12 protein-coding genes are annotated in these 14,455 nt (G+C 62.7%); 7 read left to right on the forward strand and 5 right to left on the reverse strand.

Features of this window, described 5'->3' with window-relative positions; all coding sequences use genetic code 11:
* Positions 1–2: 2 nt before the first annotated feature.
* The 3 genes from BLR94_RS19480 to BLR94_RS19490 all read right to left on the reverse strand — a co-directional run bounded on the left by BLR94_RS19480 (position 3) and on the right by BLR94_RS19490 (position 2,945).
* Positions 3–593, reverse strand: a complete 591-nt coding sequence (locus tag BLR94_RS19480; RefSeq protein WP_084307762.1) for a TMEM165/GDT1 family protein — start codon at positions 591–593, stop codon at positions 3–5.
* Positions 594–896: 303 nt separating this feature from the next.
* A complete protein-coding gene (locus BLR94_RS19485) occupies positions 897–1,895 on the reverse strand; it encodes a class I SAM-dependent methyltransferase (protein WP_084307761.1) in 999 nt (332 codons plus the stop codon).
* Between the two features lie 84 nt (positions 1,896–1,979).
* Positions 1,980–2,945 (reverse strand): 2-hydroxyacid dehydrogenase, encoded by a 966-nt coding sequence (locus BLR94_RS19490; protein ID WP_084307760.1) that lies wholly within the window; start codon positions 2,943–2,945, stop codon positions 1,980–1,982.
* A 145-nt stretch (positions 2,946–3,090) separates the two neighbouring features.
* Here BLR94_RS19490 and BLR94_RS19495 point away from each other — a divergent pair, with 145 nt between their 5' ends.
* Positions 3,091–3,720, forward strand: a complete 630-nt coding sequence (locus tag BLR94_RS19495) for a LysE family transporter (RefSeq protein WP_084307759.1) — start codon at positions 3,091–3,093, stop codon at positions 3,718–3,720.
* 19 nt (positions 3,721–3,739) lie between these two features.
* Here the strand turns inward: BLR94_RS19495 and BLR94_RS19500 are convergent, their stop codons facing one another.
* Entirely contained in the window at positions 3,740–4,915 is a 1,176-nt protein-coding gene (locus tag BLR94_RS19500) for an acetyl-CoA C-acyltransferase (protein ID WP_084307758.1), read from the reverse strand.
* Between the two features lie 179 nt (positions 4,916–5,094).
* Here BLR94_RS19500 and BLR94_RS19505 point away from each other — a divergent pair, with 179 nt between their 5' ends.
* From BLR94_RS19505 to BLR94_RS19530, 6 genes are all read left to right on the forward strand, one after another.
* A complete protein-coding gene (locus tag BLR94_RS19505; RefSeq protein WP_084307757.1) occupies positions 5,095–6,777 on the forward strand; it encodes a fatty acid--CoA ligase in 1,683 nt (560 codons plus the stop codon).
* Positions 6,778–7,003: 226 nt separating this feature from the next.
* Positions 7,004–8,974, forward strand: coding sequence for a DUF1302 domain-containing protein (locus BLR94_RS19510; RefSeq protein WP_084307756.1), 1,971 nt, complete (start codon positions 7,004–7,006; stop codon positions 8,972–8,974).
* 28 nt (positions 8,975–9,002) lie between these two features.
* The gene (locus BLR94_RS19515) at positions 9,003–10,370 is read left to right on the forward strand and encodes a DUF1329 domain-containing protein (protein ID WP_084307755.1); all 1,368 of its coding nucleotides are present in this window, start codon (positions 9,003–9,005) and stop codon (positions 10,368–10,370) included.
* 208 nt (positions 10,371–10,578) lie between these two features.
* Positions 10,579–11,223 (forward strand): MBL fold metallo-hydrolase, encoded by a 645-nt coding sequence (locus tag BLR94_RS19520; protein ID WP_084307754.1) that lies wholly within the window; start codon positions 10,579–10,581, stop codon positions 11,221–11,223.
* Positions 11,224–11,330: 107 nt separating this feature from the next.
* Complete coding sequence (locus tag BLR94_RS19525; RefSeq protein WP_084307753.1) at positions 11,331–11,987, forward strand: YiaD family glycine zipper/OmpA-like lipoprotein; 657 nt, start codon at positions 11,331–11,333, stop codon at positions 11,985–11,987.
* Positions 11,988–12,184: 197 nt separating this feature from the next.
* Positions 12,185–13,525, forward strand: coding sequence for a diguanylate cyclase domain-containing protein (locus BLR94_RS19530; protein ID WP_244158237.1), 1,341 nt, complete (start codon positions 12,185–12,187; stop codon positions 13,523–13,525).
* Here BLR94_RS19530 and BLR94_RS19535 read toward each other — a convergent pair.
* Entirely contained in the window at positions 13,483–14,409 is a 927-nt protein-coding gene (locus BLR94_RS19535; RefSeq protein WP_084307751.1) for an acyltransferase, read from the reverse strand. The two genes, BLR94_RS19530 and BLR94_RS19535, sit on opposite strands and share 43 nt — an antisense overlap.
* Positions 14,410–14,455: the final 46 nt, after the last annotated feature.

A 14,455-nucleotide genomic window follows, 5' to 3' on the forward strand; every position in this document is an offset into this window, starting at 1 on the left:
GATCATTTACCGACGAGCCCACTCAGCAGCAGTGCCTGATAAGCCGCATAGAGCGCCAGTGCCAGAAAGGCGGTGGCGGCCAGGCGGCGGATCAGGGTCAGTGGCAGGCGATCCGCGGCGAAATTGCCGGCCAGCACCACCGGTACGTTGGCGAGCAGCATGCCCAGGGTGGTGCCGATCACCACCATGATGAAGTGGGGGTATTGGGCGGCGAGCATCACGGTCGCCACCTGGGTCTTGTCGCCCATCTCGGCCAGGAAGAAGGCGATCAGCGTGGTCAGGAACGGGCCATAGCGTTTCAGGTTGGAGCTTTCGTCGTCGTCGAGCTTGTCTGGAATCAGCGTCCACAGCGCCACGATGATGAACGAGGCCGCCAGTATCCAGCTCAACAGTGCGGGGGACAGCAGCCCGGCGACCCAGTTGCCGACCGCGCCGGCCACCAGGTGATTGGCCAGGGTGGCGACCACCATGCCCCAGATGATCGGCCACGGCCTGCGAAAACGTGCTGCCAGCAGCAACGCGAGCAATTGCGTCTTGTCGCCGATTTCCGCCAGGGCGACGATCAGGGTGGGAACGAAGAGAGATTCCAGCATCAGCTTTCCTAGAGGGCGGGTAGACACGGCTATGACACGTACAGCCTTCCCGCCCCGGGTAAGGTGTTCGTGTCATAGGTCTTGTCAAACCCTGCGCGGCACCCGTGCTGGCTGTGGCCGGGTCGCGCAGACCCGTCTAGGCGGGTCTTTGGGTCGCACGCACCATGGTCGACTGACCAAGTATGTTGATGCATGCCGGGCGAGCTGGCGCTCGCGGGAGACTACTCCCCTAGGACGCGCGCATTCTGCCCAAACGGGGCGTTTTGGGCAAGGCCTGCGCCGCTGTGCCGCAGGCCCGCAGCGTCAGCGGCTGAGCGCCTTGTAAATGCGAAAACCCTCGCTGTCGGCAAGGACCTGGCAGGTGCCGACATGCTGCTCGATCAATGGCGGGTACTTGAGGAAGCGGTTGGCCACCAGGCGAATCTGGCCACCCTGGCGCAGGTGTCTGGCGGCCTGGCGCAACAAGTCCTCGCTGGCCTGATAGTGGGTGTGCACGCCCTGGTGGAAGGGAGGGTTGCTGAGGATCGCGCTCAGCTCCGAGGGCGCCGCGGCGATGCCATCGCCGCTGATGACGTCGGCTTCCAGGCCGTTCGCGGCAAGGGTCAGGCGGCTGCTGGCGACGGCGAACGCATCGACATCCAGCAGGGTGACGTGGCTGTGCGGATAGCGACGCTTGAGCACCGCGCCGAGTACGCCGGCGCCACAGCCGAAGTCCAGCAGATGACCGCTCGGCAGCTCGTCCAGGTGGTCGAGCAGCAGGGCGCTGCCGATATCCAGTCGGCCGTGACTGAACACGCCTGGAAGGGTGATCACCTCGAGCGGGCCGTCATCGAGCGGCAGCCTGTAGCGCTGCGCCAGCGCGGAGAGGTCCGGGGTGGCAGGGGCCTGTTCCACGCGCACTTGCCACAGTTGGCAGTGACGCGCACTGTCGAGCTTGTGCGGCACGCCATAAGCGGCCATCTGTTTGGCCGCACGCTCGACACCTGCGCGCTTCTCACCGACCAGATAGAGCACGCCGCCTGGCAGGCGGGCGGCCAGGGTATCGAGCAGGTAACCGGCCAGCTCGCGGGACTTGGGCAGGAACAGTACGGCGGAGTCGAAGCTGGCCTGCGGCGGGGCCACCCCGAAGGTGCTGCGTTCGGCGAAGCGCGCCTCGAGTCGAGCGTGGTCGCCGGCGTGCCAGCTCCAGCCACGGGCCTGTGGCAGGTGTCCGAGCAGGTCATCGGCCGCGAGTCCTGCCAGCAGTAGCGGGCCGCTGAACAGCCCGGCCTGGCGCAGCAGCACTTCACTTCTCGGATCCATGGGATCTCCCCGGCAAAAGCGCGAAGGGTAGGGGCGGCCGCTTCAAGCTGCAAGCCCAAAGCCACAGGTGGAGGAATGCCGCCCTCAGTTCACTTGGCGTATTACCTGGCTTGCCAGAAAGCCCGCTGCATTTTCCGCCAGTTGCCCGACGATCCGCTGGCGCGCCTCGCGGCTGCCCCAGGCACTGTGGGGCGTGACGATCAGGCGAGGAATGTCGCCAGCCAGCAACGGGTTGCCATCGCGGGGTGGTTCCTGAGTCAGTACATCGGTGGCTGCGCCGCCGAGCTTGCCGGCACGCAGGGCATCGGCCAGGGCCTGCTCGTCGATAAGGCCACCACGCGCGGTGTTGATTACGAAAGCACCGGGCTTGAGCAGGTCCAGTTCGCGGGCGGTAATCAGGTTGCGGGTCTGCTCGGTCAGCGGGCAATGCAGGGTCAGTGCGTCGACCTGCGGCAGCAGCTCATCCAGCGGCAGGCGATCCGCCCGCAGCGGGCGGCCTGGCAGTTGCCCGTAGAGCACGCGCATACCGAAGGCTTCGGCAAGCCGGGCGACGGCACCCCCCAGTTCACCGTGACCGAGCATGCCCAGGGTCTTGCCTTCGAGTTCGACGATCGGGTGGTCGAGCAGGCAGAACATCGGCGATTGCTGCCAGCGACCGGCGCGGATGTCGTGCTGGTACTCCGCCAGGCTGGTGGCCAGGGCGAGTAGCAGGGTGAGGGTGTGCTGCGCTACCGAGGGGGTACCGTAGCCCTGGCAGTTGCAGACGGCGACGCCACGGCTGCGGGCGGCCTCCAGGTCGACATTGTTGGTGCCGGTGGCGCTTACCAGTACCAGCTCGAGATCCGCGCAGGCGCCGAGCACCGAGGCGTCGATCACAGCCTTGTTGACAATGGCCACGCGGGCGCCCTGCAGTCGTTCGATGACCTGTTCCGACGTACTCCGCTCGTGGAGCACCAGCTCGGCGAACTGCTCGCGCAGCGGAGTCAGGTCCAGATCGCCCAAATCGAGGGAGCGATAGTCGAGAAATACTGCGTGGCCGGTTTTACTCATCAGCTGTACCTTTCTGGCTGTCTTGTCGGGAGGTAAAGTGCAGCCTATCAGAGCCTGTTCACCATCGGCCGCCGGTTTGACCCACGAGGGTCTAGAGTTGACCGTTGGGGGACGATCACGGTTTGAAGCCCGATGCGGAGCCGCTATGTACTGGATGGAGTTCTTCACCGTCGCCCTGATCCACCTGCTGGCAGTGGCAAGCCCCGGGCCGGACTTCGCCATCGTGGTGCGCGAAAGCGTCGCGCACGGGCGGCGCACGGGTGTGTTCTGCGCGCTGGGCGTGGGTATGGGGATCTTCGTTCACGTGGCGTATTCGCTGCTGGGTATCGGCCTGATCGTTTCCCAGTCCATCGTACTGTTCAATGCCTTGAAGTGGCTGGCCGCCGCCTATCTCCTGTACATCGGCTTCAAGGCACTGCGCGCCAGGCCGGCGACTGCGGATGCCACCCGCAACCAGGCTCCAGCGCTTGCGCGCACGCGCCGCGGGGCCTTCGTCACGGGCTTCGTCACCAACGGCCTGAACCCCAAGGCAACGCTGTTCTTCCTGTCGCTGTTCACCGTGGTGATCAACCCCCATACGCCGCTGCTGGTGCAGGCCGGGTACGGCATCTACCTGGCGGTGGCCACTGCCCTGTGGTTCTGTCTGGTGGCCATGCTCTTCAGCCATCAGCGGGTGCGTGATGGTTTCGCCCGCATGGGCCACTGGTTCGATCGGCTGATGGGCGCCGTGCTGGTCGGCCTGGGGATCAAGCTGGCCTTCACCGAGCTGAAGTAAAGAGCGCCACGCGCCAGGCCTAGACGATTTCCACGGCGATTGCCGTCGCCTCGCCACCGCCTATGCACAGCGAGGCGATGCCACGCGTGCCACCGGTCTGGCGCAGTGCATTGATCAGCGTGATGATGATCCGCGAGCCGGTCGAGCCTACCGGGTGACCCTGGGCACAGGCGCCGCCGTAGATGTTCACCTTGCCGTGATCGAGGCCGTGTTCGCGGATGGCCAGCATGCTGACCATGGCGAAGGCTTCGTTGATTTCGAACAGGTCGACTTCGTCCTTGTGCCAGCCGACCTTGCGCAGCAGGTTGCCGATGGCGCCGATCGGGGCAAGGGTGAACTCGCTGGGATCCTGGCTCTGGGTGGCGTGTGCGACGATTCTTGCCAGCGGTTTGAGGCCGCGCGCCTTGGCCTGTTCGGCACTCGTCAGCAGCAGCGCGCTGGCGCCATCGGAGATCGAGCTGGCGTTGGCGGCGGTAATGCTGCCGTCCTTGCTGAAGGCAGGCTTGAGGGCGGGAATGCGCTCGATCCTGGCATTCAGGGGCTGCTCGTCCTCGCTTACCTGGACATCGCCCTGGCGGGTGCTCAGGGTGACCGGCACGATCTCGTCGGCCAGCAGCCCCGAGGTCATGGCCTGCTGGGCGCGGCGCAGCGATTCGATAGCATAGGCATCCATGGCTTCGCGGGTAATCCCGTAGCGATCCGCCGTCTCCTGGGCGAACGAGCCCATCAGGCGGCCTGTGCGGGCGTCTTCCAGGCCATCGAGGAACATGTGGTCCTTGACCTCCCCATGGCCCATGCGCAGGCCGCCTCGTGCCTTCGGCAGGAGGTACGGGGCATTGGACATGCTTTCCATGCCACCGGCGACCACCACCTCGTTGCTGCCCGCCCTGATCAGGTCGTGAGCCAACATCACGGCCTTCATGCCCGAACCGCAGAGTTTGTTGAGGGTGGTGCAGCCTGTGGCACTGGGCAGTCCGGCGGCCAGGGATGCCTGGCGGGCCGGCCCCTGCTTGAGCCCCGCGGGCAGGACGCAGCCCATGATCACTTCCTGTACCTCGGCTGGTGCGACGCCTGATCTGGCCACCGCCGCGCGAATCGCCGCTGCCCCCAGTTCCACCGCACTGAGCGTCGACAGGCTGCCCTGGAACCCTCCCATCGGCGTGCGTGCGCCGCTGACGATGACGATCTCTGACATGCTTTACCTCGTTCTTGTTGGATAGGGCAAAACGGCTTTCGTGGCTCCGCGAAGGCAGCACAATCATCCTTTCGGTTGATTGAACGGCAGCCTGCCCGTGCTACCGTCGGCCGGAGCCAAGCCGTAGATGCCTGGCCTCGTGGTGTCGCTACCAACAATAGTCCAGAACAGGTGAGCCCATGTTGCAGACCCGCATCGTTCCTCCCGCCGCCAATGCCCATGAGCAACCGCTGCTGATCAAGCACCTGCTGCTGTCCGGTTGTCGCTACGAGAGAACCCGCGAGATCGTCTACCGCGATACCCTGCGTTACAGCTACGCGACGTTCGCCGAACGGGTCGCGCGGCTGGCCAATGTGCTGGGTCAGGCCGGGGTCAGGGCCGGCGACACCGTGGCGGTGATGGACTGGGACAGTCATCGCTACCTGGAATGCATGTTCGCGGTGCCGATGATCGGTGCCGTGCTGCATACCATCAACATTCGCCTGTCGCCCGAGCAGATCCTTTACACCATGAACCATGCCGAAGACCGCTTCGTGCTGGTCAACAGTGATTTCGTGGCGCTGTACCAGGGGATCGCCGGGCAACTCACCAGCGTCACCGGCACGCTGCTGTTGACCGATGATTGCGACTGCCGTGCAGAACTGCCGGGCCTGGTCGGCGAGTACGAGAGGCTGCTGGCGGCGGCCAGCCCGCTGTACGATTTTGCCGACTTCGACGAGAACTCGGTCGCCACCACCTTCTACACCACGGGCACCACCGGCAATCCCAAGGGGGTTTACTTCACCCATCGTCAACTGGTGCTGCACACCCTGTCCATGGCCTGCACCGTCGGCAGCCTGGACAGCATCCGGCTGATGGGCAGCGACGATGTCTACATGCCCATCACGCCGATGTTTCACGTGCATGCCTGGGGCGTGCCTTACGTCGCCACCTTGCTGGGGGTGAAGCAGGTCTACCCGGGGCGTTACGAGCCGGAAATGCTCTGCAAGCTGATCAAGGGCGAACAGGTGACCTTCTCGCACTGCGTGCCGACCATCTTGCAGATGCTGCTCGGCGCGCCGGGTGCCCAGGGGCACGACTTCAAGGGCTTGAAGATCATCATCGGCGGCAGCGCCCTCAATCGTTCGCTCTATGCCGCGGCCAAGGCCAGCGGTATCCAGTTGACGGCGGCCTATGGCATGTCGGAAACCTGTCCGCTGATAGCCTGTGGTTACCTCAACGAGGAACTGCTGGCCGGCACTGAGGACGAGTGCATCACCTACCGCATCAAGGCCGGTGTACCGGTTCCTCTGGTGGAGGCGGCGATCATGGACGCCGACGGTCAGCGGCTGCCGGCAGATGGCGAAACCCAGGGTGAACTGGTGCTGCGATCACCCTGGCTGACCCGCGGCTACTGCCGCGAGCCGGAAAAGAGCGAGGCATTGTGGGCCCATGGCTGGATGCACACCGGCGATGTGGCGACCCTGGACGCCATGGGTTTCATCGACATTCGTGACCGCATCAAGGATGTGATCAAGACCGGCGGTGAATGGATTTCCTCGTTGGCACTGGAAGACCTGATCAGCCGCCACCCCGCCGTGCGTGAAGTCGCGGTGGTGGGCATGGCCGATGAGCAATGGGGCGAGCGTCCGTTCGCCCTGGTGGTGGCAAAGGAGGGGCAGGAGCTGGACGCCAGGAGCATCGCGGAACACCTCGAGCCCTTCGTCGAGCAGGGGCACATCAACAAGTGGGCCGTGCCGACCCAGATCGCCCTTGTTACCGAAGTTCCCAAGACCAGTGTGGGCAAGTTGGACAAAAAACGTATCCGCGCCGACTTCGCGCGGTCGCAGGACGCTGGGCGCGGATTTTCATCGACGCTGTAAGGCGCGAATTTCAACGGCAAAAAGGTGACTGATCAGTCAAACAAGCGTTTGGCTTGCTAATTGCTGGTTTCAGGCCATTCTTGGCTTGTCACGGATGGGACTGATCCGTCGAAACCTGCGAGCCAGAGTGTCTCGAGCACTGCCGTTCATTCTCTGGGGTGATCGACCGGCAGGGCTCGCTGGCTCTAGTCAATCAGCCATAACAAAAACAAATGGAGTAGCGTCGATGACCAACACAACAAGGCCGTTCTGGCGTCTGGCTAAGCTGCCGCTGGCTGTCAGCCTCGCGTCCACTCTCAGCAGCGCGGCATTTGCCGTCAATTTCAATATCGGCGAGATCGAAGGACAGTTCGATTCGTCGCTGTCGGTGGGGGCCAGTTGGTCGACGTCCAAAGCCGACAAGAACCTGATCGGCGTCAACAATGGTGGCTACGGGCTTTCGCAAACCACTGACGATGGCCGGTTGAACTTCAAGCGTGGCGAAACCTTCTCGAAGATCTTCAAAGGTATCCACGATCTCGAACTCAAGTATGGGGATACTGGTGTTTTCGTACGTGGCAAGTATTGGTATGACTTCGAGCTTAAGGACGAGGGGCGCGAATTCAAGGACATCAGTGATTCCAACCGCAAGGAGGGCGCCAAGTCATCTGGCGGCGAGTTGCTGGACGCTTTCGTTTATCACAACTACAGCATTGCCGATCAGCCCGGTACCGTGCGTCTGGGCAAGCAGGTGGTTAGCTGGGGCGAAAGTACCTTCATCCAGAACAGCATCAATGCGATCAACCCGGTAGACGTCGCTGCGTTCCGTCGTCCCGGTGCCGAGGTCAAAGAGGGGCTGATTCCGGTCAACATGTTCTACGTGTCGCAAAGCCTGACCGATAATCTGTCTGCAGAGTTCTTCTACCAACTGGAGTGGGATCAGACCGTCGTCGATAACTGCGGTACATTCTTCTCGCAGCCTGATGTTTATGCCGATGGCTGTAGCGACAATCTGGCCGTTCTCAGCCCTGCACTCGGAGCGCTGTCCGGGTTTGGCGCCGCCGCCGGTGCAGGCTACCGCACCACTTCCGAAGGCGTGATCGTTCCCCGTGGCGCCGACAGGGATGCCCGTGACGATGGTCAGTTCGGTCTTGCGCTACGTTGGTACGCTCAGGAGCTGGACACCGAGTTCGGTGCCTATTTCATGAATTATCACAGTCGTGCACCGATCTTCAGTGGGCAAGCCGCTTCCGCTGCGACGGTAGCCGCTGCACGGGCGGCACCTACCGGGCTGGCTACTTCGTTGATATCTGCCCGCTGTGCGACGCTCGGGGCTACATGCTCCACACCAGGAGGGTTGGCCGCAGTCAGGAATGCCGTGCTTTCCAGCGCTCAGTTCCAAACGGCCGCAACCGGCCTGGCATCTGCTGCGATTGCAGGCAATAGCCGTTACTTTATCGAGTATCCCGAAGATATCCGTCTTTACGGTTTGAGTTTCTCCACCACGTTGCCAACCGGCACTGCGTGGAGTGGTGAAATCAGCTATCGGCCGAATGCTCCCGTACAAATCAACTCGACCGACATTCTCTTCGGCGGTTTGACCCTTATCGATCCTTCCGTGTCTCCGATTCAGGCAGCAGCGGGGCAGGACAGTCACGGCTATCGACGCAAGGAAATCACCCAACTGCAAACCACCTTCACTCACTTCTTCGATCAAGTCATGGGCGCAGCCCGTATGACCGTCGTCGGTGAAGTCGGCTGGACACATGTCGGCGGCCTGGAGAGCGTTTCGGAAATCCGCTATGGCCGCGATCCCGTATTCGGTCCCGGTCCATTGGCGGGCGGGCGTTGCCAGTCGCTCAACGCTAGCACCATCGGTGCAGGCGACGCGCGCAACGTCAGCCGCTACTGCGAAAACGATGGTTTCACCACCTCGGATTCGTGGGGTTATCGCATGCGGGCCATCTGGGATTACAACGATGCATTCGCCGGCGTGAACCTAAAGCCCAACGTGGCCTGGTCTCATGATGTGAAGGGTTATTCCCCTGGCCCTGGTGCCAACTTCGAAGAAGGCCGCAAAGCCGTTAGCCTGGGCCTGGACGCCGAGTACCAGAATACCTACACGGCCAGTCTCGCTTACACCAATTTCTTCGGCGGTGACTATAGCGTGCAGGACGATCGCGACTTCGTCGCCCTCAGCTTCGGCATGAACTTCTAAGCGCCCGTATTCATAGGAAAATGCATTTATGAACACAACGAAAAGACTGTTGCAGACCGGCGCTCTGACCTTGTCGCTGCTGGCCTGTAGCGTGATGGCGGCGGTATCTTCGGATGAGGCCGCCAAGCTGGGTAATACGTTGACTCCGGTTGGTGCGGAGAAAGCGGGCAATGCCGATGGCAGCATTCCAGCATGGACGGGTGGTTTGCCGATCAATGCCGGGGCTGTGGATGGTGGTGGTTTCCTGGCCGATCCATTCCCCAACGAGAAGCCGCTGTTCACCATCACCGCGCAGAACGTCGAGCAATACAAGGACAAGCTCACGCCGGGCCAGTATGCGATGTTCAAGCGTTACCCGGAAACTTACCGGATGCCGGTGTTTCCCACCCATCGCTCTGCGAACGTGCCGGAAAACATCATCGCGGCGACCAAGCGCAATGCCACCAACACCAAGCTGATTCAGGGCGGCGAGGGCCTGGAAAACTTCGAGCTGGCCAACCCCTTCCCGATTCCCAAGGATGGCCTGGAAGCGATCTGGAACCACATCACCCGCTACCGTGGCGCCAGCGTTCGACGCCACGTCGTACAGGTGACGCCGCAGGCCAATGGCTCGTTCAGCCCGGTCAGCCTGGAAGAGGAGTTCGCCTTCCGCGGCATGATGAAGGACGTCGATACCAGCAAGCCGAGCAATATCCTGTTCTACTTCAAGCAGCGGGTAACCGCGCCTTCACGCCTCGCCGGCAACGTGCTGTTGGTGCATGAGACGATCGATCAGGTGAAGGAGCCGCGCATGGCCTGGCTGTACAACGCCGGTCAGCGCCGTGTGCGCCGTGCGCCGCAGGTGTCCTATGACGGTCCGGGCACCGCGGCCGACGGCCTGCGTACCTCGGACAACCTGGACATGTACAACGGTTCGCCGGACCGCTATGACTGGCAGTTGCTGGGCAAGAAGGAAATCTATATTCCCTACAACAGCTACCGCATCGATTCGCCGAAACTGAAGTACAGCGATATCGTCAAGGCTGGGCACTTGAACCCGGATCTGGCCCGCTATGAGCTGCACCGCGTCTGGCACGTGACCGCTACCCTCAAGCAGGGCGAGCGTCACATCTATGCCAAGCGTGACTTCTATCTTGACGAGGATACCTGGCAGGCCTCTGCCATCGACCATTACGACGGTCGCGGTACCCTGTGGCGTGTAGCCGAAGCCCACTCGCAGTACTACTACGACAAGCAGGTGCCTTGGTACGCCGTAGAGGTGATCCACGACCTGTTGTCCGGCCGTTACCTGGCCCTGGGCCTGAAGAACGAAGAAAAGCGTGCTTACGAGTTCGACTATCCGGCCAAGGAAAGCGATTACACCCCGGCAGCCCTGCGTCAGTCCGGCGTTCGCTGATCACCTCCCGCAATGCAATAGCCGACCGCAGGGTCGGCTTTTTCTTGGCCGTCAGGGCCGCCTTCTTCTGTGCAACATCCAAGACAGGCGCTGTGCCATGCCTTGGGGGCGCCAACGCGTCGATGCTGGCGCCGCTGTTGCTGGAGTTGGAGTGCCGATGTTTTGGCCTTCTTTGCCCTTTTACCCGATCTGTCTGCCAGGAACGTCCATGCTTCTCGATCGCCCCGCCCTGATCCGCGAAACCTTTCCCGTCGGCCCGTTGCAGTGCAACTGCACGATCATTGGCGATCCGCTGACCGGCAAGGCCCTGGTAGTCGACCCGGGTGGCAATCCGGAGTTGATCATGGCAAGGCTCGAGGTATTGGGGCTGACGGTGGTGAGCATCGTCCATACCCACGCGCACCTCGATCATTTTCTCGCCTCTGGGCAGATGAAAGAGAAGACCGGAGCGACGCTGCACCTGCACAAGGACGACCAGTTTCTCTGGGACAACCTCGAAATGCAGTGCCAGGTGTTCGGCGTTCCCTATACGCCCGTACCTGCGCCCGATCAGTGGCTGGCCGATGACGAGGCGCTCGCCTGCGGCTGTGGGGTGGCGTTGCATACGCCGGGACACACGCCGGGTTCGATGAGCTTCTGGTTTCCCGAGAACAAGTTGCTGATCGCCGGCGATACGCTGTTCAGGCGGGGCATCGGGCGTACCGATCTGTGGGGTGGTGACTATGCCACCATCGAACGCTCGATCAGGCAGCGATTGTATCGCCTGGACGAGGAGGCGACCGTGGTCACCGGCCACGGTGCCGATACGCGACTGGGCGACGAAATGCGTGACAATCCCTTCGTACGGGCTTGAAAAACAAGCCGTTACGTTGGGTTGCCCCGGGAACTCGACGCCCGTCGGCGGTTCGAAACGGCTGGCCAAATCTTACATTCACACGTAACGACACAAGGGAATCATTGATGAATAAGTGCCGCGCTCTGATGGCTGCGATGGTCGTACTGGCGGTTCTGTCCGGCTGTACGGCGAACCCCTATACCGGTGAGAGCCAGGCTGGCAAGGCCGGGATCTATGGTGGTGTCGGTGCCCTGGCAGGCGCGGCGATCGGTGCCGCGACCTCGAGCAAGAAGGATCGCGGCAAAGGCGCCCTGATCGGCGCTGCAGTAGGCGGTGCCGCGGGCGGTGGCTACGGCTACTACGTCGATACCCAGGAAGCCAAGCTGCGCCAGCAGTTGCAAGGCACCGGCGTTCAGGTACAGCGCAATGGCAACGACCTGACCCTGATCATGCCGGGCAATATCACCTTCGCCAGCAACTCGGCAGACATTTCCAGCAGCTTCTACGGGACGTTGAACTCGCTGGTGCTGACCTTCAAGGAGTTCGACAAGAACGGTGTGAATATCGTCGGGCATACCGATAGCACCGGATCCGCCGACTTGAACCAGAGCCTGTCGACCCGTCGTGCTCAGAGCGTGGCCTCCTATCTGGCGGCCAATGGCGTCGCGGCATCGCGTATCTCCGCCTACGGTGCCGGCCCCAGCCAGCCCGTCGCCAGCAATGCCAATGAAGCGGGGCGTGCGCAGAACCGCCGCGTGGAGATCAATCTGCGCCCGCTGTAAGGGCCGCCGATTCATCCGGAACCCCGCCCAGGCGGGGTTTTTCATGCCTGCTATTGTGCAGGCCGCCACGTGGCTATATGGCCGGGCGTGGCTAGACTGTGTGGAGTAACAACCGAACGCCGGGACGAGGTCGCCGCTGCCCCTCAGAGGGCGACGGCCACTTGCCCGGCGACGCAGTCGTGGGCATGGAGGTAGCTGTGCAGGATCAGGATGAGACGTTGGGCATTCTCGTGGTCGATGACCGCTGGGAGAACCTGGAGGACATGCAGGAACTACTGGAGGAGGTCGGCCGGCCGGTGCACTGCGTCGACTCCGGCGCCAAGGCGCTGGAATACATGCAGCATGCTCACCTGGGCCTGGTGCTGCTCGATGTGCAGATGCCACGCATGGACGGTTTCGAGGTGGCAAGGCGCATGCGCGCCGAGCCGCGCACCCGGTTCACGCCGATCATCTTCATCTCTGGAATCAGCCAGACCGATGACGTCCTGAGCAAGGGCTACGGGGCGGGGGCGGTGGATTTCATTTCCAAGCCGGTGCAGCCGGCGATTCTGTTGCACAAGGTACGGGCGCTGCTCGAGCATGAACAGTATCGCAGCGGCCTGTTGCGCCTCAGCCAGCAACTGGAGCGTGAGCGCGCCTTCAATGCGTCGATTCTGGAGAACACGGCCGAAGGCATCCTGGTGGTGGGCGATGATGGCCGCATCCGCTTCGCCAACCCGGCGATCGCCAGGATGCTTGGTTGCCACGGCGATGAGCTGGCCGGCAGCGAGCTGCTGGCCTGGATCGACACCCCGCGCGAGGATCACTGGCAGACGTCGAGTTTCCATCAGTACTGGTTGCGCCGGGAACACCTGCGCCTGCATGACGCCAATCTGCGTAGCCGGGATGGCAGCGACGTGCCGGTGGCGTTGTCCTGTTCACCCTTGCCGGATGATCAGAACGCCATGATTGTGCTGGCGTTGGACATGTCCCTGGTTCGTGACCTGCATCGCCAGCTAGAGTCGCTGGCGATCACCGATGCCCTGACCGGCCTGCTCAACCGAAGGGGCTTCCTGCGGGAACTTCAGGCCTCGATCTCGCGTAACGAGCGCACCGGCCAGCAGGCCGCCTTGCTTTACCTCGACCTGGACGGCTTCAAGCACATCAACGATACGCTCGGGCACGAGACGGGGGATCAGGTATTGCGGCGGGTGAGTGAGCAACTCAAGGCCTGCCTCAGGCCGTACGATCGCCTGGCACGTATCGGTGGCGACGAATTCACGGTCATTCTCGACAGCCTCGGTGGCCCGGCGGACGCCGCATCGGTGGCGGAAAAGCTGGTTCTGCAGGTATCCGGCGAGCAGCCCGAGGTTTCCCAGGGCGTGCAGTTGGCACTTGGCGTCAGCATCGGTATTGCCTGCATACCGGCCGATGGCAATAGCGTCGAAGATGTGCTGCGCGCCGCGGATACCGCGATGTATGCGGCCAAGCGCGGCGGGCGGCGGCAGTTTCGTTTCTACGCCGACGGCGGCGATTCGGTGAGCCGAGGGCCGGCCTGATGCAGGGCGTCGAGTTGACGGTCCTTGGCTTGCCACAGCGCGTTGATCCAGTGCTGGAACTGCGTGCGGTAGGCTTCGTCCTGGTCGTAGGCCCGACCGATGAAATGAGCAGGGATCGGTAACCGCTCGATGAGCACCACCACGTCCTCCAGCTGGCCACTGAGCAGTGTCCAGAACCCCGGGCTGCCCTGTGGATAGTGCAGGGTCACGTTGATGATGCCATGCAGTTGCTCGCCCATGGCGTCGAGCACGAAGGCCAGGCCACCCGCCTTCGGCTTGAGCAGGTAGCGGTAGGGCGATTGTTGCTCCTGGTGCTTGGCAGGGGTGAAACGGGTGCCCTCTACGAAATTGAAGATGCCTACCGGGTTGTGTCGGAACCTGGCGCAGGTGCGCCGCGTGGTCTGCAGGTCCTTGCCCTTCTTCTCGGGGTACCTGGCCAGGTATTGCTTGGAGTAGCGCTTCATGAACGGGAAGCCGAGCGCCCACCAGCACAGACCGATTACCGGTACCCAGATCAGCTCCTGCTTGAGGAAGAACTTCAGCGGACGGATGCGTCGGTTGAACAGGTACTGCAGTACCAGGATATCCACCCAGCTCTGGTGGTTACTGGTCACCAGGTAGGAGTGCTGGTAATCGAATCCCTGCGCCCCTTCGACCTGCCAGCGAGTATTGCCCAGAAGCTGCATCCAGGCCTTGTTGCAGCTGATCCAGCCTTCGTGGATGAAGGTCATCAGTCGATCGCAGCCACGCTGCAGCACGGGCACTGGCAGCAGGATGCGCAGCAGCGTCACGGCAAACAGCGGCCAGCACCAGAACAGGGTATTGAGGGCCAGTAGGGCACTGCCCAGTAGACCGAGCAGGGGGGCGGGCAGAAAGTGCAGCATGGACGCGCGAACCTCGTGCAGGGTGGGCCCCGCGCAGGGCGCCGGG

Origin of the sequence: Phytopseudomonas flavescens, assembly GCF_900100535.1 — a bacterium.
Taxonomy (GTDB): Bacteria; Pseudomonadota; Gammaproteobacteria; order Pseudomonadales; family Pseudomonadaceae; genus Aquipseudomonas; species Aquipseudomonas flavescens.